At 61.5% G+C, this 24,625-nt stretch carries 20 protein-coding genes; 14 read left to right on the forward strand and 6 right to left on the reverse strand.

Annotated elements, in window-relative coordinates; genetic code table 11:
- Positions 1-826 precede the first annotated feature (826 nt).
- Genes ACSQ83_RS10480 through ACSQ83_RS10495 form a run of 4 tightly spaced genes read left to right on the forward strand, consistent with a single transcriptional unit; the run spans position 827 to position 7,406 of the window.
- Complete coding sequence (locus ACSQ83_RS10480; RefSeq protein WP_436228085.1) at positions 827-2,107, forward strand: DUF445 domain-containing protein; 1,281 nt, start codon at positions 827-829, stop codon at positions 2,105-2,107.
- Between the two features lie 60 nt (positions 2,108-2,167).
- On the forward strand, positions 2,168-2,644 hold the full coding sequence (locus ACSQ83_RS10485; protein WP_414953468.1) for a nuclear transport factor 2 family protein: 477 nt from the start codon (positions 2,168-2,170) through the stop codon (positions 2,642-2,644).
- Positions 2,641-4,632: an amylo-alpha-1,6-glucosidase gene (locus tag ACSQ83_RS10490; protein WP_436228086.1), complete on the forward strand. Its 1,992-nt coding sequence runs from the start codon at positions 2,641-2,643 to the stop codon at positions 4,630-4,632. The genes ACSQ83_RS10485 and ACSQ83_RS10490 overlap by 4 nt, the downstream gene beginning before the upstream one ends.
- Before the next feature lie 41 nt (positions 4,633-4,673).
- The gene (locus ACSQ83_RS10495; RefSeq protein WP_436228087.1) at positions 4,674-7,406 is read left to right on the forward strand and encodes an MGH1-like glycoside hydrolase domain-containing protein; all 2,733 of its coding nucleotides are present in this window, start codon (positions 4,674-4,676) and stop codon (positions 7,404-7,406) included.
- 57 nt (positions 7,407-7,463) lie between these two features.
- On the opposite strand, the gene ACSQ83_RS10500 is transcribed toward ACSQ83_RS10495, so the two are convergent.
- Positions 7,464-8,528: a TAXI family TRAP transporter solute-binding subunit gene (locus ACSQ83_RS10500; RefSeq protein WP_414953523.1), complete on the reverse strand. Its 1,065-nt coding sequence runs from the start codon at positions 8,526-8,528 to the stop codon at positions 7,464-7,466.
- 189 nt (positions 8,529-8,717) lie between these two features.
- Positions 8,718-10,334 (reverse strand): hypothetical protein, encoded by a 1,617-nt coding sequence (locus tag ACSQ83_RS10505; RefSeq protein ID WP_436228088.1) that lies wholly within the window; start codon positions 10,332-10,334, stop codon positions 8,718-8,720.
- Positions 10,335-10,895: 561 nt separating this feature from the next.
- Between ACSQ83_RS10505 and ACSQ83_RS10510 the strand changes: the two genes are divergently transcribed.
- Together ACSQ83_RS10510 and ACSQ83_RS10515 are read left to right on the forward strand one after the other, a co-directional pair.
- Positions 10,896-13,355 carry a putative bifunctional diguanylate cyclase/phosphodiesterase gene (locus tag ACSQ83_RS10510; RefSeq protein WP_436228089.1) on the forward strand — a complete coding sequence of 820 codons (2,460 nt, stop codon included), beginning with the start codon at positions 10,896-10,898 and terminating at the stop codon, positions 13,353-13,355.
- Positions 13,356-13,429: 74 nt separating this feature from the next.
- A complete protein-coding gene (locus ACSQ83_RS10515) occupies positions 13,430-14,095 on the forward strand; it encodes a TenA family transcriptional regulator (protein WP_436228090.1) in 666 nt (221 codons plus the stop codon).
- 20 nt (positions 14,096-14,115) lie between these two features.
- Here the strand turns inward: ACSQ83_RS10515 and ACSQ83_RS10520 are convergent, their stop codons facing one another.
- Entirely contained in the window at positions 14,116-15,699 is a 1,584-nt protein-coding gene (locus tag ACSQ83_RS10520; RefSeq protein ID WP_436228091.1) for an aldehyde dehydrogenase (NADP(+)), read from the reverse strand.
- Positions 15,700-15,756: 57 nt separating this feature from the next.
- Complete coding sequence (locus ACSQ83_RS10525) at positions 15,757-16,689, reverse strand: dihydrodipicolinate synthase family protein (protein ID WP_436228092.1); 933 nt, start codon at positions 16,687-16,689, stop codon at positions 15,757-15,759.
- Positions 16,690-16,809: 120 nt separating this feature from the next.
- Between ACSQ83_RS10525 and ACSQ83_RS10530 the strand changes: the two genes are divergently transcribed.
- The 8 genes from ACSQ83_RS10530 (at position 16,810) to ACSQ83_RS10565 (ending at position 22,232) form a co-directional block, all read left to right on the forward strand.
- The gene (locus ACSQ83_RS10530) at positions 16,810-17,769 is read left to right on the forward strand and encodes a LysR family transcriptional regulator (RefSeq protein ID WP_436228093.1); all 960 of its coding nucleotides are present in this window, start codon (positions 16,810-16,812) and stop codon (positions 17,767-17,769) included.
- A gap of 175 nt (positions 17,770-17,944) precedes the next feature.
- A complete protein-coding gene (locus ACSQ83_RS10535) occupies positions 17,945-19,177 on the forward strand; it encodes a sensor histidine kinase (protein WP_436228094.1) in 1,233 nt (410 codons plus the stop codon).
- Positions 19,178-19,233: 56 nt separating this feature from the next.
- Complete coding sequence (locus ACSQ83_RS10540) at positions 19,234-19,530, forward strand: type II toxin-antitoxin system RelE/ParE family toxin (RefSeq protein WP_436228095.1); 297 nt, start codon at positions 19,234-19,236, stop codon at positions 19,528-19,530.
- A gap of 10 nt (positions 19,531-19,540) precedes the next feature.
- Complete coding sequence (locus ACSQ83_RS10545) at positions 19,541-19,831, forward strand: HigA family addiction module antitoxin (RefSeq protein WP_414953457.1); 291 nt, start codon at positions 19,541-19,543, stop codon at positions 19,829-19,831.
- A 65-nt stretch (positions 19,832-19,896) separates the two neighbouring features.
- A complete protein-coding gene (locus ACSQ83_RS10550) occupies positions 19,897-20,061 on the forward strand; it encodes a hypothetical protein (RefSeq protein WP_436228096.1) in 165 nt (54 codons plus the stop codon).
- A 131-nt stretch (positions 20,062-20,192) separates the two neighbouring features.
- Positions 20,193-20,918, forward strand: a complete 726-nt coding sequence (locus ACSQ83_RS10555; protein WP_436228097.1) for a haloacid dehalogenase type II — start codon at positions 20,193-20,195, stop codon at positions 20,916-20,918.
- A 59-nt stretch (positions 20,919-20,977) separates the two neighbouring features.
- Positions 20,978-21,703: a haloacid dehalogenase type II gene (locus tag ACSQ83_RS10560; RefSeq protein WP_414953454.1), complete on the forward strand. Its 726-nt coding sequence runs from the start codon at positions 20,978-20,980 to the stop codon at positions 21,701-21,703.
- A 43-nt stretch (positions 21,704-21,746) separates the two neighbouring features.
- On the forward strand, positions 21,747-22,232 hold the full coding sequence (locus ACSQ83_RS10565) for an Lrp/AsnC family transcriptional regulator (RefSeq protein ID WP_436228098.1): 486 nt from the start codon (positions 21,747-21,749) through the stop codon (positions 22,230-22,232).
- 28 nt (positions 22,233-22,260) lie between these two features.
- Here the strand turns inward: ACSQ83_RS10565 and ACSQ83_RS10570 are convergent, their stop codons facing one another.
- Together ACSQ83_RS10570 and ACSQ83_RS10575 are read right to left on the reverse strand one after the other, a co-directional pair.
- Positions 22,261-23,379 (reverse strand): LLM class flavin-dependent oxidoreductase, encoded by a 1,119-nt coding sequence (locus ACSQ83_RS10570; RefSeq protein WP_414953452.1) that lies wholly within the window; start codon positions 23,377-23,379, stop codon positions 22,261-22,263.
- Positions 23,376-24,608 carry an acyl-CoA dehydrogenase family protein gene (locus ACSQ83_RS10575; RefSeq protein ID WP_436228099.1) on the reverse strand — a complete coding sequence of 411 codons (1,233 nt, stop codon included), beginning with the start codon at positions 24,606-24,608 and terminating at the stop codon, positions 23,376-23,378. Before ACSQ83_RS10575 ends, ACSQ83_RS10570 begins: the two co-directional genes overlap by 4 nt.
- Positions 24,609-24,625 lie beyond the last annotated feature (17 nt).

Here is a 24,625-nt window from a genome sequence, read left to right on the forward strand (position 1 = left end):
GCGCTTTTAACAGCTCTACCCTAAGTGTCCACAGCGTGCAGTTTCTATTCATGGGTGCCCCAAAAGCACGGTGCTCGCCAGAGCCACGGATGTGTGAACCCCTCCTTCTCGCGAATCCTGACAGTAAAACGCTTCGCCCCGTACGCTCTCGGGCCAGCACTAGCGACTGAACCTGCCCAAGGAGTACCCCGCGCTATCCGCGGAAAACCAACCTCCAATTTGTATGCATGCCGAACCATCTTTTAAACCACCGGGAAATGGATCTGCAGAATGCATAAAGCCTAACCCGGAAAATAACAATGCAAACTGATAGCTAACCCGCGAAGCCCCGCAGCGGCAAATACGCGTGAGGCCGTGCCGGTCCGTGGAACACGGGTGCTTGCCCGAGAGCGTACGGGGCGAAGCGTTTTACTGTCAGGATTCGCGAGAAAGAGGGGTTCAAACATCCTCCGCTCTGGCGAGCACCGTGCTTTTGGGGCACCCATGAAATGGAACTGCACGCTGTGGACACTTAGGGTAGAGAGGTGAAAGCGTTTTCTTTGCTTCGTTTCTTTTTCGCTTTGGAAAAAGAAATGACGTGCCGCCACGCACAGTGGCTAATAGTGATAAAGAAATCAGCCAAGATATAACCTGCGAAGACCTGGAAAGCAGCAACCCGGCATAGACCCTGACCACCACGCCCAAAAACACCACCCTGACCCTGCCCGCTAACGCCAGAACCCAACACCCCAACCTCGACCCATAAAACCCCTTCCGCGAATCCACCGACCTCCAGTGTCACTGGTATGCTGGCGCCCTTGTTCCACCAACAAACCCCCCGACCAAGATGGCAACGCAGGACAAAGCACTCGCACTAAAGAAGATGAAATGGTTCGCCGCCGGCCTTCTCGTCGCGGCGGCCGCACTCTTCGTGCTCGCCAAGAGCCAGCACGACGCCGGCGTCTGGGCGTGGGTCTCGGCTTTCGCCGAAGCCGCCATGGTCGGCGCGCTGGCCGACTGGTTCGCGGTTGTCGCGCTGTTCCGCCACCCGCTCGGGCTGCCGATCCCGCACACGGCTATCCTGCCCGCGAACAAGGCACGCGTGGCCGATAACCTCGCCGAATTCGTCCGCGATAAATTCCTCGGCACCGACGCGCTCGTTGCCCGCGTGAACGCCTTCGATCCGGCCGGCCGCCTCGCGATCTGGCTGGCCGAACCGGCGAACGCGGCATTACTCGGCGCAAAAGCGGTCGCGGCGGCGGCCCAGATGCTCGATTTCGTCGACGATGAACGCGTCAAGACAATGCTCCACGAAGCCCTGCGCCGCCGCGCCAAACAGTTCGACCTGGCGGGCGCGGTAGGCGGATTGCTGTCCACGCTGACGGCGGACCGCCGCCATCAAATGCTGCTCGACGAAGGCCTGCGCGAACTTGCGCAATGGCTAGACCGTGAGGAAGTTCAGGCCATTCTCGCGGCAAAAATCCTCGACGTGGCGGGCGAGGAATATCCGAAGCTGATCGGCATGCTCGGTTTCGTGGGCCTGAGCGCGGAAGATCTCGGCAACAAGTTCGCCGGCGGTCTGGTTCGCGGCGCAAACAAGTGGCTGCACGACATCAGCGAAAACCCGGAACACGAGCGCCGCCAATCTTTCGACCGGACGGTGGAAGCATTCATCGAACGCCTGAAAACGGACCCGGCATTCCGCGCACGCATCGACCAGCACAAGCGCGAATGGCTGGAACGCCCGGAATTGCGCACCTACGTGAACGGCCTGTGGGACGAATTCAAGGACTGGCTGCGCCGCGATCTCGCGCAAGCAGATTCGACGCTGCACAAAAAAGTGACGGGCGCATCGGCATCGTTCGCGGCAGCGCTGGGCAGCGATCCGGCGTTGCGCGAGTCGATCAACGAGCACATGCGCGACGCGCTCAAATCGCTTGCACCGGATCTGCGCGACGGCATTGCCAAGCATATTGCCGCGACCGTGCGCAATTGGGACGACGCCACGCTCGTGCGCGACGTGGAACTGAGCGTCGGCCGCGACTTGCAGTTCATCCGCGTGAACGGCACGCTGGTGGGCGGTGCGGTCGGCCTGATCATTCACGCAGTCTCCATGTTCATGGTTTAAGCTGCGGAATTAGATTGGTGTAGCCGCGGTCAGCTAATTTCCCTCTGGACGAGACCGACTATGACGGACCCGAACGCCGCGTTGATCCAGCGCTTCTACGAAGCCTTCCAGCGTTCCGACGCCGAGGCGATGGCGGCATGCTACGCGCCCGATGTCGAGTTCCGCGATCCGGTGTTCGGCGTGTTGCGGGGCCGCGAAGCGGGAGATATGTGGCGCATGCTGATTTCGCGCGCCGCTGAATTCTCCCTCACTTTCAGCAACATCCAGACTGTCGGCCAGACCGCGACGGCGAACTGGGTCGCGACCTATCGTTTCACGCAGACCGGGCGCAAGGTGATCAACCGCATCAACGCGCGTTTCGCGATCCGCGATGGCCTGATCGTCGAGCATCAGGATAGTTTCGATCTCTGGACCTGGAGCCGTCAGGCGCTCGGACTCAAAGGCTGGCTGCTCGGCTGGTCATCGATCGTGCAAAACAAGATCCGGGCGCAAGCCAGCAAGGGTCTTCGCGCCTACCGGCAGCAGCCCCAAAAATGACACGCCTCGAATGCCCTGCCAGTGAAGGCTGTCTCAACGACGAGTGGCTCGAAGCCGATGCGCTTGGCGGCTTCGCATCCGGCACGGCGGGCACCGAACGGACCCGCAGATATCACGCACTGCTTCTCACCGCCACGCAACCGCCCGCGGGGCGCATGGTGCTGGTGAACGGCGTGGAAGCATGGCTGGAGGACGCCTCCGGGCAGACGCGCGTTCCGCTGTCCATGCAGCGTTATGGCGACGGTTCTGTCTGGCCGGATCCCTCCGAAAGCCTGCTTTCCTTCGATACCGACCCGTGGCCCACGTGGCGCTTCCAGGTCGGCGACAACCATATCCTGACCGCTGAACTGTTCGTCGCGAAGGCAAGTGCGCAGACGGTGATGCGCTGGCGGCTCGACGGCGAGGCATTCACGCTCAAGGTTCGGCCATTGCTTTCCGGCCGCGACTATCACGCGCCGCATCACGAGAACCCGGCGTTCAATTTCAATTACACGGCGACGGGCGATCAGGTCCGATGGCAAGCGTATGGCGACGTGCCGGCGGTGGTCGCGGCATCGAATGGATCGTATGTTCACGCGCCTGACTGGTACCGCAATTTCTGCTATACCGCCGAGCGCGAACGCGGCATGGACTTCAACGAAGACCTCGCTACGCCCGGAATCTTTTCGTTCGATTTATCGCTTGGCGAAGCGGTGCTCGTGTTGAGCGCGAATGAGGGCGCGAAGACCAACGCCGTCGATACCGCGAAGCAGCTCGCTGACATTGAACGAGCCCGCCGTGCAGCTTTTGCAACGCCGCTGCATCGTTCTGCCGATGCCTACATCGTGGCGCGAAACAAGGGCAGTACGATCCTCGCCGGTTTCCCGTGGTTCACGGACTGGGGCCGCGACACCTTCATCGCGATGCGCGGCCTGCTGATCGCATCCGGCCGATACACCGACGCCGAATCCATCTTGCTCGAATGGGCCGGCACGCTCTCTGAAGGCATGCTGCCGAATCGTTTTCCCGACAGCGGCGCGCCGGAATACAACTCGGTGGATGCATCATTGTGGTTTGTGATCGCCGTGCACGACTATCTCGCGACGGGCCACGCTGAACGGGAAGCGCAGGACCGGTTGCAGCAAGCCGTCGATGGCATTCTCGACGGCTACTCACGCGGCACGCGTTTCCAGATCGGCGCCGATCCCGACGATGGCTTGCTGCGAGCCGGCGTTCCCGGCGTGCAACTGACGTGGATGGACGCGAAGGTGGGCGACTGGGTGGTGACGCCGCGCATCGGCAAGCCGGTCGAAGTGCAGGCGCTGTGGATCAACGCGTTGCGCATTGGGTCCGCATGGAATCCGCGCTGGACGGAACCGGCCTCGCGTGCCACGCAGGCTTTTCAGCAACGTTTCACCGATCCGGCTAGCGGTGCGCTCTACGACGTCGTTGACGCCGATCACCAATCCGGCAAGCTCGACCATTCCATCCGTCCGAACCAGCTTTTTGCCGTGGGCGGCTTGCCGTTTGCGGTAATAGAAAATAGCGTCACCGCACGCGCGGTCGTCGATCAATGCGAGCAGCTTTTGCTGACGCCGCTCGGCCTCAGGACCTTGTCGCCGAATGATCCTGCCTATCAGGGCCGCTACACCGGCGCGCCGCTGGAACGCGATGGTGCGTACCATCAGGGCACGGTCTGGCCGTGGCTGATGGGGCCGTTCGTTGCGGCGTGGCTGCGGGTTCACGGCGACGATCAATCAACGAAAGCGGTCGCCCGCGAGCGTTTTGTCAGGCCCCTGCGCGACCATCTGCATGCTGCGGGGCTGGACCATATTTCCGAAGTGGCGGACGGCGACGCGCCGCATACACCCGGCGGCACGCCATTCCAGGCGTGGTCGCTCGGCGAACTCATGCGTCTCGAACGTCTGCTTGATAATCCACTTGATACGCAACTTGATAGTCAACCCGCTGACCCCGCCGATCCTGCCGAGATGCCGCAAACGCGCTAGATTATCGGTCTTTCCGTCACGCTTTTAGTCAAGGACGTCCCATGCCGCCACTGCGCGCCACCAAGTCACTCGACACCATCGAAGGAGCCCGGCTCCATTCCACAGACTGTTCGCGCTGGCAACGCTGGGGACCGTATCTCAGCGAGCGTCAGTGGGGCACCGTGCGCGAGGACTACAGCGAAAACGGCACCGCCTGGGACTATTTTCCGCACGATCATGCGCGCAGCCGCGCTTATCGCTGGGGCGAAGACGGCATTGCCGGATTCGGCGATGACCACCTCAACTGGTGCGTTTCGCTCGCGATGTGGAACGGCGTCGACCCGATCCTCAAGGAACGTTTGTTTGGCCTGACGAATGCGCAAGGCAACCACGGCGAGGACGTGAAGGAGCTGTACTTTTACGTCGATGGCACCCCGACGCATTCCTACATGCGCATGCTGTACAAATATCCGCATGCCGCATTCCCCTACGACGATCTCGTCGCGGAAAACGGCCGACGCGGTGCGGACATGCCGGAGTACGAAGTACTCGACACGGGCGCGTTCGAAGACAACGCGTATTTCGATGTCCATGTCGAGTACGCGAAAAATACGCCTGAAGATATCGTGATGCGGGTGACGGTCGAAAATCGCGGGGATCGCTCCGCTTCGCTCGACCTCCTGCCGCAGATCTGGGCGCGCAATACGTGGTCGTGGCAGCCTTCGAAAAAACCTTCACTGACCTTGCAATCCGATGCAAAGGGCAGCCGCGTGATAGCGCAAAGCGACGGCCACGAGCCACTGGTCGTAACCGCTGAAGCGCGCGGCGACGCCACGGTCAACTGGCTGTTCTGCGAGAACGAAACCAACGTCAGGCGCTTGTTCGGCTCGGAAGGGGCGGGACCGTTCAAGGACGGCTTCAACGACTACATCGTGCAGGGCGAAGAAAGCGCCATTCGCCGCGACACCGGCACGCGCGCCGCCGCGCACGTGCATCTCGAGTTTGCCCCGAACAGCCGCACGGTCGTGACCATGCGCTGGCGCCCGGCGTCGGATGTGGATTGCGACCGGCAACCGCTTGATATCGACGCGCTGTTTGCTCGCCGTATTGCGGAAGCCGATGCCTTTTACGCGGGCCTCCAGCATGAAATTGTTGACGCCGACCAGCGGCTCGTACAACGTCAGGCGCTGGCAGGCATGCTGTGGTCGAAGCAGTTTTACCAATTCGATGTCACGCGCTGGATGGACGGTGATCCGTTGCAGCCGAAACCGCCAGCCTCCCGCAAGCGTGGCCGCGATGCCGACTGGCGGCACTTGTGCAATGCGGACATTGTCTCAATGCCGGACAAGTGGGAATACCCGTGGTACGCATCGTGGGACCTCGCGTTTCATGCGGCCGCGTTTGCACTGGTCGATCCGGCATTCGCGAAGAAACAATTGCTGTTGCTGGTGAAGGACCGCTACCAGCATCCCAACGGGCAACTGCCCGCCTACGAATGGGCGTTCGGTGATGCCAATCCGCCGGTTCACGCATGGGCGACATGGCGCGTTTATGAAATCGATCGCGCCATTACCGGCAAGGCGGATCGCGACTTCCTTGAACTCGTCTTCCACAAGCTGCTGCTGAACTTCTCGTGGTGGGTGAACCGCAAGGACGCCGACGGCCGCAACATCTTCCAGGGCGGTTTCCTCGGGCTGGACAACGTCGGCATCTTCGACCGCTCGGCGCCGCTGCCAACGGGCGGCCGCATCGACCAGTCCGACGGCACCGCTTGGATGGCCGCGTATGCGCTCGACCTGATGCGGATCGCGCTGGAACTGGCGGTCGCGAATCACGTATTCGTCGATATCGGCGTGAAGTTCTTCGAGCATTTTTTGTACATTGCCGAGGCGGTCAGTTGCAGCGATACGTGTGACACCGGTCTCTGGGATGAACGCGACGAGTTCTTCTACGACGTGCTGCAACTCCCTGACGGCACGAGCGTGCCAATGCGCATCCGCTCTATCGTCGGCTTGATTCCGCTGTTCGCGGTCCATGTGCTCGAAGAGCATTTGCACGGCCAGTTGCCGGGCTTGCGGGACCGGCTGACATGGTTCCTCGAGCATCGGCCTGATCTCGCGAAGCTGGTGTCGCGCTGGAACGAGCCGGGCAAGGGCAATAGCCTGCTGCTGTCGGTGCTGCGTGGACATCGGATGAAGGCGCTGCTCAGGCGCATGCTCGACGAAAGCGAGTTCCTGTCCGACTACGGCGTGCGTGCGTTGTCGCGAGTACATCGGGACGCGCCGTTCGTGCTCGAGCACAACGGCGACCGCTTCTGCGTGCAGTATCTGCCGGGTGAATCGGATTCACGCGTGTTCGGCGGTAACTCGAACTGGCGCGGGCCGATCTGGATGCCGGTCAACTATTTGCTGATCGAATCACTATACGAATTCCATCGTTATTACGGCGATGATTTCCGCGTGGAATATCCGACGGGATCGGGCGAGAAGCGCTCGCTGAGTGAGATAGCCGACGAACTCGCGCGCCGCCTGACGCGCCTGTTCCTGAAGGGCAAGGACGGCCTGCGCCCGGTCATGGCCGCGTATCCGCAACTGCAGGCGGACCCGCGCTCGGAAGACCTGGTGCTGTTCCACGAGTACTTTCATGGCGATACCGGCCGAGGCGTGGGCGCGTCGCACCAGACCGGCTGGAGCGGGCTGGTCGCGCTGCTGTTGCAGCCGCGCGTAAGCATGGTCGCGCAGAACCTGCCGGTCGGCGGCGAGGTCTATCCCGAAGTGGAACTGGCAACGAAGTAACCGAAACGACAAAGCAGGCAGGCGGGCTCATTCCGCCTGCCTCTCCCACCGCCCGCGTCATTCGTTATTGCACAACATCAACACCTTTTCTGCATCGGTGCATGGGCGCTTAGGTGCGTGTTGCGTCACGGGCGTAGCCGACTCGCCGCTGCCAGCCGACGCCATCTTCCGGATGCACGCCCGCAAGTGTTTTTCTATCGGCGGATAGTATTTCCAGCCGCGAGTGAGCGGTGGCAATTCCATCTTCACCTGCTTCCATTTCGGATGGCCATTGGCCTGCAGCTCATCGAAGTGGGTGCAGAGCGAGTCGGCAAACTGCGTCATCGCGCCGACGGTACCGCGCAGGTTGTAGTCGTAAGTCACCAGAAACGCCTTGACGGTGAACGTCGGCGAATCTTCCTTGATCCAGTTCGGATAACTCGACGTGCGGATGGTCGCCGGGAAATACGTCTGTTCAGCACGCGCGGTCTCGGGCGCTGAAGGATCGACCTTGAGCAGTTTGATCTGGCTCAGCAGGTCCGGGTTCAGGTCCTGGAACAGCTTGGCCGGCTGCCCCGCGATGATGACCGCCACATCGAGTTTGCGCACGATCAGCTTGGCGAGCGCGTCCTCGTTGCTGTAATGCTGCGCGTTCTGGTCGGGGATCGGGCTGTTGAACATCAGCCTGTAGATCGTGGTTGCCGATTGCGCCGTGCCGCTGCCGATCAATCCGACGCTGATGTTCTTGTCCTTGATCTCATGGATGTAGTTCAAGGGCGAGTCCGCCCGGACTACGAAGTAAATTTCTTCGTTATACAAGGGCATGATGAGCCGCAAAGGCTGGATGATCTTGCCTGCTTCCGTGTTGCCGGCCTTGGCCATATCGAGGTAAGCCTGGTACACGTCCGACTGCACGAGCGCGAATTTCACGCCCGGTTCGTAACGCATGCGCTGCACGTTTTCGGCGGAGCCCTTGGACGCGAGAACGTCCAGGTTCATGCCGATCGGATCAGCCACTATCTTCGACAGGTCCTGGCCTATCTGGATGTAAGTGCCGCGTTCCGGTCCGGTGACGATCTTGTAGTCGGATTGCGCATGCGCCTCCGCAACGAGGCCGGCGAGCCCGAAGAGGGCGAACAGCATGAAGAAGAAAGTCTTGCGCATGATGTCGTGTGAGTCGTTTTAATGTGTTGGCCAACTTTCATTACACGTATAGACCACAGTGGCCTGCGTCTCCCGGCGCGGCCTTCAACCTCCTAAAAGTCTCCTGTTCCCTGTCTCCCGGGTGTTTCTGCAGCGTGTTTCTACCGCGTGCTTCCTACTGCGTGCTTCCTACTGCGGCGTGGAGCGTTGTGCCGGCGACGGGCTCTTGCTCCAGCCCGACTCCAGGATTGCGCGCTCCTCCTCGTCGGCATTGGTCGAATTGAAGGCCGGCACATGCATTGGAGCCGCACTAGTCAGGTTGCGACCTGAGGCGGCCGTGCGAGCCACGGGAGGCGACACAATGCCCGCCCGCACCGGCGCAGCTTCGCTGACCGGTGCGAGTGGCCGTGTCGACGTCGGTGAGGCGGTATCGCTCGGAATCTGGGCCGCGGTCGCCGGAGGATTGCCCACCAATGCGGTAGCGGGCATCGCGTCCGGACCGTCCGGCATCGGGACAAACGCGGGTGCTGCCGAACGAGATGGCGCAGCCTCTTGCAGCAGCGGCGTGCCGGTCGCTGCCGACGTGAGCGGAGCCTGCGAGCCCGTGCTGACGCGCGCCGCTTCTGGCGCGGCCCGTGCGGCGACAGGCGAGCGCTTGGTCGTGACGACCGTGGGTGCGACCGGCGCCGCTGCCAAGGGTGTTTGAATGGGCGTGGGCACTCCCATCGCGGCGACGGCTCGCGCATGCTCGGCCGCCGAGACGCTGACGGCGGGCTTGTGTGTTGACGCAGGCGCAACCGTGGCCGCTACACGCGGAGCGGGGGCATCCATGGGCGCAGGCGTCACTGCTGCCGTGTTCGCATTGTTATGGCGGCCGCCATGCGCCGCCGTGGTCGCGGGAGCGGGCGCGGGTTTATTGAGCCATCCCGAACGGGCGATTGCGTGCTCGACGAGGGTCTGCGCTTCCGCATTGCTGGCATCGATTGTCAGCACGACACGGGCGTTCTGGCGCACGCACAACCATGAGCCGATCGCTTCGCAACTGTGCGCGGCTCGCAGCATCTCGTCTCGTGCGTGTTCCAGGCTAGTGAGGTCTGCCTGGGTTTGCTGCACGTTGGCGGCGCTCAGTTGTGACGCCGGGATCTTCGAGAAACGCCGCCGCGCCGTGGTCAGGTCGCCGCGCGTGATCGCGTCTCGCGCGGCCTGCAGGTTGTCGGTCGCGCTGGCTAGCGGCGTTGCCGCGCGGGAGGAGGTATCGGTGGGCAAGGCTTCGCGGGCGGCGACGGAGGGCGTTGCCGCTGTTTGCGCCTGCCTGGTTGTCATGGCCGTGGCCGCGGCAGCGGACCTCGCCGGGGGCGCTGTGGGCGCTGGCGTATCGTGGGCGGTTTTCATATCGATGACGCCATACGCGCTATGCTCGGCCGGCGTTTCGGAGTGGGTGGTGGTATCAACGCGGCTGCTGCCGCGCTGCGAATAGATCACGCCGCCGGCTACCAGCACCAATGCCACGGCGCCCAGCGTGATGGTTCTCGATACGTCCCAGCGCGGCTCGCCGGTGCCGGCCAGCCCGGACTCGTCCGTCATGCTCGGGTAGGGCGGCGACACGTTCAGGACTTCGCGACGCGCGCCGAAAGGCAAGCGCAGGTTTGTTGAGAGCGCGGTGGTTTTCGCCGCGCTTGAGTCCGGGCCAACCGGGCCGTGATCGGCGCCGCAGTGCGGACACATATCGGCATCGCTCGGGATGTCGTTGCCGCAACGCTTGCAGGTCACGGAATCGGCGGATGTGGGAAAGAAGAGATGGGCCATGCCAGAAACCTCCCGGGACACAAGGGTTGTCCCTCCCGCTTGCGTGTCCGGTTTAATCGGACAATACCGTTACTCGTATGATGAAATGCTTCGGACTCCCTAAGCTAAACAATCGCCGAGAGAGCCGGAATCAATATGTGACATCTCCGTGGCGGCGTCAACACGCTAGGGGATCGATCACGCGGAGCTTGCGCCACAGCGCTTAAATGCCTGCTTAGGCCCCGCCGGTCAAGGCGCTGGCGAACAGGTAAAAGCGGCCGGTGGTTTCGTCGGCGGGAGCCTAGGTTCTGTCCGAATATGGCGCTTTAAGGCACGCCTAAACAGGCCGCTGCGGATTCAAAAACAACAGCTTGAGCCCATTATTCTTCGGTGTTTACGCTGAATAGAACACCCAGTAATAAATTTGAGCCAGACTCGCAATTTGGTAGGATGTAAGCGCGCTGCGAGAGGCTGGGCGCAACACCCCTAAAGCCGCCAAAAATACAAGTGACTCACCATCCGATGCTCGCCGCGTGACCTCGGCAACTCACCCGGCATCGGGCCTGGAGAAGGGACATATCGATGGACATGCCGTCTAAGGGCGAGAATGCGCAGCTCATACGGATCACCTGGCCGTTTCTGGTCGTCATTCTTGTCCTGGTTTCGCTCGCCATTTTCAGTATCGACATCATGTCGTCGGTACGGGCCTACATTGGCGGAGAAAGTATCTGGTCGAAGGGCCAGAAAGATGCGGCTTTCTATCTGAACCTGTACGCCGAAACCGGCTCCGAAAGCAGCTACAAGCAGTATCTGACCGCCATGGACGGCCCGCGCAACCTGCGCACGGCCCGTCTGGCACTCGACCAGCCCAAGGCTGATCCGGTCACCGCACGCCGGGCGCTCATGGCGAGCGGCGTACATCCCGACGACGTCAGCGACGTGATCTGGACCTTCAAGATGTTCCGCCACGTCAGCTATTTCAGCGAGGCGGTCGGCTACTGGACCCGCGGCGACGCCGAAATGGCGAAGCTGGAGCGGGTCGGCAACGAGCTGCACGCGCGGGTCGCGGCCGGCGGCTTGCCCATGACCCTCGTGAGTGCCTATAAAGCGCAGATTGCGACGATCAACGCGACCATCGCGCCGCTCTCCTGGGCTTTCTCTCAGGTATTAAGTACTGCATTCCGTAAGACGGCGTCATTGTTACTGACGGTCGACCTGGTCGCCGCGCTACTGCTCGTGTGTCTCTCAACGGTGCATGTGCGGCGGCTGATCGGCCAGCGCGGGCGCATTGAAGCCGCGCTCAAGCGAAGCGAGGCGCGCGCGAAAGCGACGCTTGGTTCCATCGGCGAGGCGGTGATCGCGACGGGACCCTCAGGGCATATCGAGTTCATTAACCCGGCGGCCGAGCGCATCGCCGGACGTCTGGCGGACGACTGTCTCGGGCGGCCGCTGATCCAGAACTTCAGGTTGCTTCACGCCGATAGCCGCCAGCCGCTCAACCCGATCGAAGACGCCCGGGCGGGCACGCGCCCAGATGGCGAAGCCGCTGAAATGCTGCTGCAGCGGCGCGACGGCGCAGAGATTCGCGTGCAGGCGGTGACGTCGCGCATCAGCGCGGCAGGCGCATCGCCGAACATGGCCGATGAGGAATCCGGCTTCGTGCTGATCCTGCGCAATATGACCCGCGAGTACGAATATATCGAAAGCCTGGCTTGGCAAGCCACGCACGACGGCCTCACGGCGCTCGTGAACCGCGCCGAATTCGAGCGGCGCCTGCAACATGCGCTGGGTACGCGCTGGAGCGAGGTGGCGTCGTGGCTGCCGGCGGCATCGGCGCTCCTGTTCCTCGATCTCGACCGTTTCAAGGTGGTCAACGACACCTGCGGCCACGCAGCCGGCGACGCCATGTTGCGTGAAGTCGCGTTGCGCTTCGAGGCCAGCCTGCAGCCCGACGACACGCTCGCGCGGCTCGGCGGCGACGAGTTCGGCGTGCTGCTGCAGGGTTACGACACCCCGGGCATCCAGGAGGTCGCGGAACGCCTGCGCGCGTGCCTGAATGACTTCGTCTTCAACTGGGAGGCGCAGCCGTTCACCACCAGCGTGAGCGTTGGCGTGGTTGACTTGCGCAACACGGAAATGAGCGTGGAAGAGGCCATGCGGCTCGCCGATATCGCCTGCTACATGGCGAAGGAACGCGGCCGCGACCGGGTGCAGCTGGCGGACCTCGGCGACCGCGAACTGGCGCGCCACGCAAGCGAGGTATCGTGGGGACGACGTCTGAAGCAGGCGCTCGAACACGACGACTTCTGCCTCTACGTGCAACCCATCGTGGCCGTCGGCGAGGGCTTGCCGGCCTCATCGGAAGGGCAGCGCGCCGAATTGCTGTTGCGCATGCTCGACCCGACCGTGACCAACGGCGTGATCGCGCCAACGCTGTTCATTCCTGCCGCCGAGCGCTATGGCCTCATGACGGCGATCGACCGGTGGGTGATCCGCAATGCCTTCGATATGCTGTCGCGTACCCGTCATAAGCGTTTCAAGGAATACGCGATCAACCTGTCGGGCGCGTCGGTCGGCGATGAACGTTTCCTCGGCTTCGTGCGCGAGCAATTTCAGCGCACGGGCGTCTCGCCTGGCATGATCTGCTTCGAAATTACGGAGACCACCGCGATTGCCAACCTGGCATCGGCGGCGCGGTTCATGCACGAACTGAATGCGCTCGGCTGCCATTTCGCACTCGATGACTTCGGCGCCGGCATGTCGTCGTTCGGTTACCTGAAGCATCTGCCCGTGGAGTATTTGAAGATCGACGGCAGTTTCGTGACCGACATGGTGCTCGATCCGGTGAGCCGCGAGATGGTCGCGGCCATCAACGAAATGGGCCACTCCATGAAATGCCGGACCATTGCGGAATACGTGGAAAGCGAAGGGATCCTGCGGGCGCTGCATGCCCTCGGGGTGGATTACGCGCAAGGGTATTACATAGGGCGGCCAACGCTTTGGACAGAGCCGGCCGTCCTGACATTAGCTAAGGAGGCGTAATGGGGGGTGGGTTTACAAGAGAGGGCGACCTCAAGAACACAGCAAGCTACCCACTTTGGTTGCAGGAAGTTTTGTTGGAAACCGGCGCGGCGAAAAACCGTGTGACGTCTCATCCGCTGTTTCGGTCCTTGCGCGACGCCGAGCTTGGCCCGCGTGAAATGCGTGCGTTCCTGATCAACGGCTGGCCGGTGATCAATCAGTTTCCGCAGTACATGGGCATGAACCTGCAGAAGATCGGACCCGAAGAAACGCCGGGCTTGCGTATGGCGCGGCGGTATCTCACGCGTAATATCCGCGTCGAGCAGAACCACGCCGATTACTGGGTCGACTGGGCCGCGGCCCACGAGGTAACGCGCGAGGACCTGCAAGCCGGCGAAGCGCCCGCGCTTGCGTTCGCACTGAGTCACTGGTGCTGGAAAAGCAGCAATGCGGACCCGCTGCATGCGTCGATCGCGGCGACAAATTTTGCCGTTGAAGGGGTGACCGGAGAATGGTCGACGCTGCTTTGCAGCCGCGACACCCTCGCGTATAGCTACCCTGAACCGATCCGCAAGAAGACCATGCGCTGGCTCAGGATGCACACCCATTACGACGACGCGCATCCGTGGGAAGCGCTCGATATTGTCGCCACCATGATGGGCCTCACGCCGCGCATGGCCGACATCCGCGAAGTCAAACGCAGCATCCAGCGCAGTTACGAGTACTTCGAGGTCAGCTTGAACTGCTGCCTCGAAGTGTGATTGCCCGCCGCTTTAGGTCCTTACTTCCCTAACTGCAGCTTGCCGTCGAGCCGCCGGTTCAGACCGAGCGGATTGGCGGTCTTCAATGCGTCCGGCAACAAGCCGTCGGGCATGTCCTGGTAGCTGACGGGACGCAGGAAGCGGTCGATGGCGAGACTGCCCACGGACGTTGATCGGCCGTCGGCGGTGGAGGGAAAGGGGCCGCCATGGACCATGGCATGTCCAACTTCGACGCCCGTACCGAACCCGTTGACAAGAATCCGTCCGGTGCGCCGTTCGAGCGCTGGCAGGAAACGGCGTGCATCGTCGAAATCCGCTTCGTCGATATGCAATGCCGCCGTCAACTGGCCTTCCAATTGTTCGACGAGCTCAAGCACGGTGGCCAGGTCCGGGCATCGGACGATCAGTGAAGCCGCGCCAAAGATCTCCTCATGCAATTCCGGGTTAGCGCGGAACGCTGCAGCGGTGGTCGAGAACAACGCCGCTTGCCCTTGCGTCGCGCCTTTCGCTGCACAACCTCGCGCGAGTGTCTGGACCTCGCCGTGTTCCGCTGTCTTGTTCACCGCCGATTCGTAAGCCTTGTGAATACCCGGCGTCAGCATCGTGGCGGCCGGCGTCTCGCTCAACGCAGCACCGGTTGCTTCGATGAACGCATTGAGCTCGGGGCCATCAATTGCCAGCACCAGGCCAGGGTTCGTACAGAACTGGCCGGCACCCAGCGCAAGCGAGCCGGCGAAGGCCTTGCCGATCGCCGCGCCGCGGTTTTTCAACGCGTGCGGGAACAACAAAACCGGGTTGATGCTGCTCATCTCGGCGTAGACCGGAATCGGTTCGCGACGCGCCGCTGCCAGCTTCATCAGCGCCGTGCCGCCGCCGCGCGAGCCGGTAAAGCCGACTGCCTTGATGCGTCGATCCGAGACGAGACCCTGGCCGATGTCGCGGCCGCTATCGAAGAGCAGGGAGAATGTGCCTTCCGGCAGACCGCAGTCCGCGACCGCTTTTTGCACGGCGCGTCCGACCAGCGCCGACGTCCCCGGATGCGCCGAATGCGCCTTCGCGATCACGGGACAACCGGCGGCCAGCGCGGAGGCAGTGTCGCCACCGGCAACCGAGAACGCCAGCGGGAAGTTGCTCGCGCCGAACACGGCGACGGGGCCGAGGGGCACATAACGCAGGCGCAAATCGACGCGCGGCAGCGGCTTGCGCTCCGGTTGCGCCGGGTCGATACGCACGCCAAGGAAATCGCCTTCGCGCACGACCGCCGCGAACATGCGCAACTGGCCGACGGTCCGGCCGCGTTCGCCCTCGATGCGTCCGCGCGGCAGGCCGCTTTCGGCTACGCAGCGGTCGATCAGCACATCGCCGATATCGAGGATGTTCTGCGCGATCGTTTCCAGGAACCTGGCGCGGGTTTCAAGCGGCAGTTCGCGGTAGATATCCGATGCTTGCCACGCTAGCGCGCAGGCTTGCTCGAGTTGATCGAGCGACGCGCCGCCGAAGGCGGGCGCGAGCGGCTCGCCCGTCGCGGCATCGATACCCTTGATTGAGCCGTTCGTACCGTGGACGGATTGTTTGCCGATCAGCAGGTCGCTGGAAATTTCCATGATGTTTCGAATCCTGTTGGTGTAATTGAGCGTGCGGATTGCGTTACTTGGCGCGTGCTATTTGCCCCAGCTCAGCACGAGCGGATCGAGGCGGCGCGCGACTTTCAGCAAGCCGGCGCGAGTCGATGGATGCATCGCGGCAAAAGGGTGACGCGTGGTGTCGGAGCGGATCACGCCGCCCTCCATCATCAGCGCCTTGCAGGCGGCGAGACCGCATTGGCGGTTTTCGTAGTTGATCAGCGGCAGCCATTGCTCATACAGCTTGGCGGCGCCTTCCGTATCGCCCGATGTGTAGGCGTCGACGATCTTGCGAATCCCGTCCGGATAACCGCCGCCGGTCATCGCGCCGGTCGCGCCTGCATCGAAATCCGGAATCAGCGTGATGGCTTCCTCGCCATCCCACGGGCCGATGATCGCGTCGCCGCCCAGCTCGATCAGTTCGCGCAGCTTCGACGCCGCTTGCGCCGTTTCGATCTTGAAGTACGACACGTTCGCAATTTCCTTCGCGAGCTTCGCCAGGAACGGCGCGGAGAGGGGCGTGCCGGCGACCGGCGCGTCCTGGATCATGATCGGGATATCGATGGCGTCGGACACGCGGTTGAAGAACTCGTAAATCCCGCGTTCGCCCACACGGATGGTCGCGCCGTGGTACGGCGGCATGACCATGACCATCGCGGCGCCGGCGTCCTGCGCGGCGCGGCTGCGGGCCGCGCAGACATCGCTGCTGAAATGCGTGGTGGTCACGATCACCGGCACGCGGCCGGCCACGTGCTCCAGCACAGCTTTCTGTACGGCGGCGCGTTCGTCGTCGGTGAGCGCGAATTGTTCGGAAAAGTTGGCGAGGATGCACAGGCCGTGCGATCCGGCGTCGATCATGAAATCGATCGCGCGTCGCTGGCCATCGAGGTCGAGGCGGCCGGTGGCGTCGAAGACGGTCGGGGCGACCGGGAACACGCCGCGATAGATTGCGCGGTTAGACGGATTGGGCATCAGGAGTCTCCATTATCTATTTGAGACAACTATAGGGGCTGGTTCGAGGCGCTGTATAGTGAAACCTTTCCATCTAGTGATCGCTTTTGCGACTCACCCTTAAGGTTCGTAGAACGCGCGATGAAATCCACGCTGGATGTATTGATGGGCCGCTTGCGCATGAAACAGTTGCAGTTGCTGATTGCGCTGGACGACCACAAGTCGCTGCACAAAGCCTCGAGCGCGATGTCGATGACGCAATCGGCCGCGAGCAAGGCGCTCGCCGAGCTGGAATCCATGCTGGAAGCGCCGCTGTTCGAACGCGCGAAGAAAGGGCTGGTGCCCAACCAGTTCGGTTTTTGCGTGATCCGCTACGCGCGGCTGCTGGCGGCCGACCTGACCTCGCTATGCCAGGAAGTCGCCGATATCCGCTCGGGCACGGGCGGCCGTCTGGCGGTGGGCGCGATCATGGGGGCGGTGCCGGATCTGGTGGTCCCGATCCTGAACGAGTTGCAGGTGAGCAACCCGGGTTTATCGATAGAAATAGTCGAGGACACCAGCGCGCGGATGCTGGCGCTGCTCGACGAAGGGCGGCTGGACTTGGTGGTCGGCCGCTCGATCGTCAGCGATGAACCCTCGCGCTACATGTATCAGCCGATAGGCGATGAACCCTTGTCCGTGGTGGTGGGCTACGACCATCCGCCGTTTGCAGCCAATGAGCTGACCTTTGCCGATCTGGGCGGGCATCGCTGGGTCACGTATCCGAGCGCCATGCCCATGCAGGCGCTGTTGCAGCGCGAGATGGACCTGGCGGGCGCGCAGGCGCCTTTAAGCGCGATCTCGACGGCGTCGACCTTCGTGACAGTCGCGTTGCTGCAATGTAGCGCCGACCTGGTTTCGGTGCTGCCGGCGGGCGTTGCCCGGCTGTTTTGCAAGCATCGCATGCTGCGGACGCTGCCGATCGGCTTCAAGTCGAAATCGCAGACATTCGGGATCGTGACGCGCAAGGTCGGCGTGCTGTCGCCGTCGGCGCGTCAGTTTGTCCAGCGCTTGATGGACGCAAGCGCGTCGATGTCGCTCGCGACGGCAAGCCGGGACTGACTGCTGCCGGGCACGCGCAAAGCAATCCGCTTCCCTCGGTTACGTCGTCTTATACTTTACTCACTCGCATCCAGTATCCGGACCGAGCGTTCCGGCGGGCGCCATCCATCCCGCCGGCATCAGCACGACCCAGGCGCCGACCCGGCGCTCACCATCAAGCTTACGGATCTCGGGCATGAGCCATATCACCATCGGCGCCTTGAACGGCCTCGCGACCGCTTTGCGCGGCCGACAGGCGGAACTCACCGAACGCTGGATGCAGATCGTCTTCGGCGACGCAGAGGTAGAGCATTCCGACGATCTCACCTATCGGCAGCTTGCCGATCACGTCCCGCGCATTTTCGATGAAATCTGCCTCGTGCTCGAATCGCAGGACATGGATACGCAGGAACATGCGATCGAACATGACGCGCGCGAACACGGGAAATGGCGCTGGCAGCAGGGTTATCGCATTGACGAACTGGTTCGCGAACTGGACTTGTTTCGTCAGGTGCTGCTCGCGGCCATTGGCGAGTACGCGGAGCACGACCACTCATTCGATCGCAAGCGCGAGGAACGCGCCCGTCTGATCACCGACCAGACGCTCAGTTTCGTCACGCTCACGTCCGTTCGCGAGGCGGTGGGCGAGCGCGACCGGAAACTCGACGAATACACCGGCATGCTGGAGCGCGCGAATCACGAACTGACCCTGCGGCAGAAGTTGATCAGCGACCTTTACGAAACCCGCATGCAGGTCGCCCGCCGCGTGGCGCATGACCTGCGCAATTTCCTGAATGTGTTTGCCACTGCGCTGCAACTGATCGGGCGCTCGCAGGCGAAAAACGAAAGGGCGATTGCGCTCGCCAAACGGCAAGTCACCGACATGGCCACGCTCGTCGATGAAATGGGCGAATACTCGAAAGTGCTGGGCGATGATTCCATCCTCACGGTCGAGCGTTTCGACCTGAACGAATTCTTCGATGAACTCATGCAACTCTGCCACGGGTCCGCCAATGCGAAGGGGCTGACGCTCAAGGGGCGAGTTGATCCGGCATTGAGCACGATCGCGTCCAACCGGCTGAAGATGAAGCAGATCGCGCTGAACCTGCTGTCCAACGCGATCAAATACACGACTACGGGTGAGGTGGAACTGGCGATCGTCGTGTCGGGCGCGAAGCACTGGACGCTGCGCGTGTCGGACACCGGTGCGGGGATCAGCGAAGAGGATCGCGAACGCGTGTTCGAGGAATTCGAACGCGCGGCGTCCGACGAGATTCCCGGCACCGGGTTGGGGCTGGCGATCGTGAAGGAACTGGCGCTCGAACTGCAGGGCGTGATCCGCTTTGAATCGTACAAAGGCCGCGGCAGTGTGTTCGAAGTGCGTTTTCCGCTGGTGCTTGAAATTGGTGGCGGGGCGGCGGTGGTTTGAATCGCGCACAATCGGTCGTTCTTCTATTTCGTATAGCGTTCGTGTACACTATACGAATGATCAAGAGCTTTCGACACAAAGGGCTGGAGCGGTTTTTTATGACCGGATCAGAAGCCGGGAGTGCCGCCGCCCATGCGGAGAAACTGCAGATTCGCCTGACGGCGCTGCATGCTGCCACGGGTCCCGAGGATATGAACGCAGCGGCGTGGAAACTCCACGCGCTCGCCGGCCGGAACGCGAAGAAGCAGGATGTCGAAGGCCACTGGTCAATATGGATAACCGGCAATTGGCGTCTGACGTTTTTTTTCGAAGGAACAGACGCTGTTCTGGTTGATTACCAGGATTATCACTAAGGAGCCCACGATGACATCAATGCATGACCCGGCGCACCCCGGACTGGTGTTGCGCGACTACCTGGGCGAACTCAGTATCACGACTGTTGCCGAGCGGCTGGGCGTAACGCGTGCCGCACTTTCTCGCATACTCAACGGTCACGCCGGCATTTCAGCTGAGATGGCTATATTGCTCGGTGCGGCGCTCGGAACGTCGGCCGAAATGTGGGCCATCATGCAGGCGCGCTACGATCTGTGGCAGGCGCAACGAAAACCGCATCGGAAGATCAAGCCGTTCCCCGAACTGGCACGAGCGGCCTGACCCGCGAATTGCCGCATCACCTGAACCGCCCTCGAGGCGGTTTTTTTTCGACCGGGCGCTATAACATGCGCGGTGTCGGCGATAAAGCCTTCGTGCAGGATCTGCAAAAGGCAGCAGACTGGCTGGCGGCCCGCAGCGTGCTGCCGCAGAAAATTAACGTGTCGGATTATTGCGAAGGTTTGATGCGGCATCTGTCCTCACGTTTCGTTCCGCCGATGCTGGAAACCTGACAGCAGAATCTGCTGTCGGCCCGCTTTCACAAGAAAGCAGATGCTGCAGCCGATCCCGACATCAGTAACGGCTGCTGTCGTGAGTCAATACACTGTGGCCTCAACCTGTGAACAACTGAGGGCAAAGTGTTATGAAACTCACCGACTTCAATACGCTGACGTTTGACTGCTACGGGACCTTGATCGATTGGGAGACCGGGATCTTCCAGGGTCTGCGTCCTCTGCTTGATCGCGTCAAGCAGCCGCTGACGCGCGATCAGGTCCTTGAGGCCCATGCGCGGCACGAATCCTCGCAGCAGAAATACACGCCTGCCAAGCGGTATCAGGAACTGCTGACTATCGTCTACAAACGACTGGCCGAGGAATGGCAAGTGCCGGTTACGCTGGACGACTGCGTAGCGTATGGAAAGTCAGTTCAGAACTGGCCGGCTTTCGACGATTCGGCAGAAGCCTTGCGATACCTCAAGCAGCATTTCAAGCTCGTCATCCTGTCGAACGTCGATAACGAAAGCTTTACTCACAGCAATGCGAAATTGCAGGTCGAGTTTGACGCAATCATCACCGCCGAAGACGTGGGTTCGTACAAACCGTCGTCGCGTAATTTCGACTACATGCTGGAGAAGCTGGGTGATCGTGGAATCAAAAAGGAAAATATCCTGCATACCGCCGAGAGCCTGTTTCACGATCACAAGCCGGCCAACGAGTTTGGCCTGGCATCGTGCTGGATTTATCGCCGGCACGACAAGGAAGGCTTCGGTGCGACAATGAATCCGGGTCAGCAGCCTAAGGTGGACTTCCGCTTCAACAGCATGGCGGCGCTCGTGAAAGCGCACCAGGAAGCCTTGCTGCAAAAGTAATGCTTGATCGTGACTGACGCTCGCCGTAGTACAACGCGTTTTATTTTCTGGAGGTTCAAGTGCGACTCACTGATTTCAGGGCACTCACCTTCGACTGTTACGGCACGCTGATCGACTGGGAACGCGGAATAACTACCGGCGTTGCGTCGCTGGTCAACCGCGTTGACCAGCCGTTGACGCGTGACGACGTGCTCGAGGCGCACGCGCGCCACGAATCATCTCAGCAACGCTATACACCGGAGATGCCGTATCGCGATCTGCTCGCGGTCGTGTTCAAGCGGCTCGCGGAAGAATGGAAAGTACCCTATTCAACGGATGAGGCTGTCGCATACGGCTGCTCAGTCGCTCAGTGGCCCGCTTTCCCCGACTCCGCAAGCACCCTGCAATATCTGAAGAAGTACTTCAAGCTGATCATCCTGTCCAACGTCGACAACGAGAGTTTTGCCGCCAGCAGGTCGATGTTGCAAGTAGACTTCGACGCGGTCATCACAGCGGAAGATGTCGGCTCTTATAAACCGTCACATCGCAATTTCGATTACATGCTTGAACTGCTTCCTTCGCTTGGCGTGCGAAAGGAAGAGACGCTGCACGTTGCGGACAGCACATTCCACGATCATGAACCGGCAGCCGAGCTTGGCATAAAATCCTGCTGGATCTACCGCCGGTTTGAGCAAAGGGGCTTCGGTGCCACAATGCGCACGATCAATGAACCGCCGGTCGAGTTCAAATTTACGAGCATGGCGCAACTGGTGAAGGCGCACCACGAAGAGTTAAGCGGAGGGTGACCGGATAGACCCGCCTGAAAATCACCGGACGCGAGAGCACCACATGACCACTCGACAGAAACTGGATCGGATCGACATCAAGATCCTGGCGGAACTGCAGAAGAACGGCAATATAACGAATGCGAACCTGGCCAACGCGGTCGGGCTATCGCCGAGTCCGTGTCTTCAGCGAGTCAAACGGCTCGAGTCGTCGGGCATCATCTCCGGGTATGGCGCGCACCTTAATCTTGCCAAGCTGACGACTACGGTGACGGTGTTTACCGAGGTGATGCTGCAGGATCATCGGCGCGAGGACTTCATCCGGTTTGAAGCGAATGTCCGGGCGATCGACGAGATCATCGAATGTCATCTCGTCAGCGGAGGTTATGACTATCTGCTGAAGTTTCTCGTCGGCAATATCGGCCACTATCAGGAGGTCGTGGAACGCCTGCTGGATCTCAACCTCGGCATCGAGAAATACTTCAGCTATATCGTCATCAGGTCGCCGTTTGTGAAGCACGTCGCGCCATTGGACAGACTGCTGACGTGACGAACAATAAAGTTCGTCACGTCAGCGTTCAGGCCTGCACCGCTTCGCGTTCTTTGTTGCTCGTTTTGCTGTCTTCCTGTGCGACTGCCGCACGCACCAGCGGCAACAGATCGCGCCCATAACCTAAAGCATCTTCCAGAGGATCGAAACCTCGGATCAGGAACGTCGAGATACCCAGGCGGTAATACTCAATCAACGCTTCCGTCACTTGTTCGGGCGTGCCGACCAGCGACGTGGAGTTGCCGGCCGCTTTTGTCAGCGCGGCAATACCGGTCCAAAGACGCTTGTCCACCACGGACCCTTTCGCGGCTTCAGCAAGCAGGCGCTGCGCTCCGACGTTCTTGGGTTCAGCCGGACGGCGAGTAAAGTTAGGATTGCTTTTCACTACCTCGGTCGCGCGTGCAAGGATCGATTCCGCACGCGCCCAGGCAGCATCTTCTGTTGAAGCGATGATTGGACGCAGCGAAAGGCTGAAGCGGATAGCGTTCTCACGCCCATACGGTTTGGCGGCCGCGCGCACTCGTTCGATGGTCTCGGCGACCTGCGCCAGCGATTCGCCCCACAGCGCAAAAACGTCGGCATGCTTGCCCGCGACCTGAATTGCTGCTTCTGATGAACCGCCGAAATACACCGGCAGGTGCGGCTTCTGCAAAGGACGAATGAGCGACCGGTGACCCTTCACCCTATAAAACGTGCCCTCATGATCAAACGGCGTTTCGCTGGTCCATGAGCGCTTCACGACATCGAGATATTCATCGGTGCGTTTGTAGCGGTCGTCGTGTTCGAGGAAGTCGCCGTCGCGTTGCTGTTCGGTATCGTCGCCGCCCGAGATGATATGCACGGCGGTGCGGCCCGCGCTGAAATGATCGAGCGTGGCGAGTTGACGGGCGGCGAGCGTCGGCGCGACAAAGCCCGGGCGATGGGCAAGCAGGATACCCAAGCGCTTCGTCTGTTGCGCGACGAACGACGCAATCTGGAAGCCGTCTGGCGACGCACTTGAATGAGCGATCAGCACGCGGTCGAAGCCACCATATTCATGCGCTTGCGCGACCGCGGCAATGTACGGCGGGTTAACCGCGGGTCCTTGCGGCAAGTGGATTTCGCTTGATTCCTGATGGCTCACATAACCGATGAATTCAACGCTCATAGTGGTGCTCCCTTGATAGATTGTCTGGCCTGAAGCGCGGCGAATCCGGTGCGCCCGAATGCACTGAGGAGTGCGTCGTTTTGCGGCGTGTGAATGCGCGAGCACAGCACGTCGCGATGATGGCGTTCAAGCGGGTTGTTGCGGCTCAGCCCCGGATTGCCGCTGGCCTCGACCGCGAGTTCGACGGCCGTGATGGCGTTCTGCGTCACGAGATATTTGATGGCGGGCGCTTCATGCAGCGGAATGTTGCCGTTCGAGCCGGCATCCAGCAGCACACGGTTATTAAGCAGCAATGCGTCGATACGGCCAAGCGTCTGCTGGAAACTGCCCAGGCTCGACAGCGGCGCACCCAGGTTGGCGGGTTTGCGATCAGAGGCCCACGATGCAAACCAGTCGCGCGCAGACTGGGCGACGGCATCGTAGATCGATGAAAGCAGCACGTTCATCCACAGCGTGGTGAGCGGGTCCATGCCGCTCGCGGCGATCTCGGGAGAGTTGAAATCGACTGCATGAGCAGCGGGAACACGGACGTTCTCGAAGATCACTTCGTGACTGCCGGTTGCACGCATGCCAAGGTGATTCCACGGCTCGCCGAACCGGATTCCCGGTGTGTCCCGATGCACGAGGAACGTTCCCACGCGCGGCGGGTTTTCGTCCGTGCGGCCCCAAACGGCGAACCATGTCAGGCCCGGACTGCCGGTCGAATAGATCTTGCTGCCGTTGAGAATCCACGCGTCGCCGTTGTGGGTCAGGCGTCCGATCGTGCCGGGCAAACCGCCGCGAGAGGGCGAGCCCAACTCGGGCTCCACGCGCAGCGAGTTGATGAGTGCGCCGTTTTCCACTGCATCACGGGCGACTTGTTCCTTCAGCGCTTGCGGCCAGTTTGGGTTGGCCTGCAGGCGCAGATGATAGAGACATTGCATCACGAGGATCAGCGCCGTCGACGGCTCGCCACGCGCAACCGCACGCACCACCTTGAGTACTTGCGGGAGCGTAGCTTGGCGCCCGCCAAGTGCTTGCGGCACCGTCAGCGCGAGCAAACCCGCGCTTCGCAAACGCGCGAGGTTGTCGTGGGGAAAGATCGCGTCACGATCCAGCGCGCCGGCGCTCGCAGCAAAATCCTGAGTGAGCGCGGCCAGCCATTGGCCGGCGGCGGGACTGTCGAGATCGGCGAGAGCCTCAAGTGCTATCGGGTCCTGCAACGCTGTGGGCGGATGCCGTACGGTCATCGGAAAGTCCGTTATTG

The sequence above is a fragment of the Caballeronia sp. LjRoot29 genome (assembly GCF_964252755.1).
Lineage (GTDB): Bacteria > Pseudomonadota > Gammaproteobacteria > Burkholderiales > Burkholderiaceae > Caballeronia.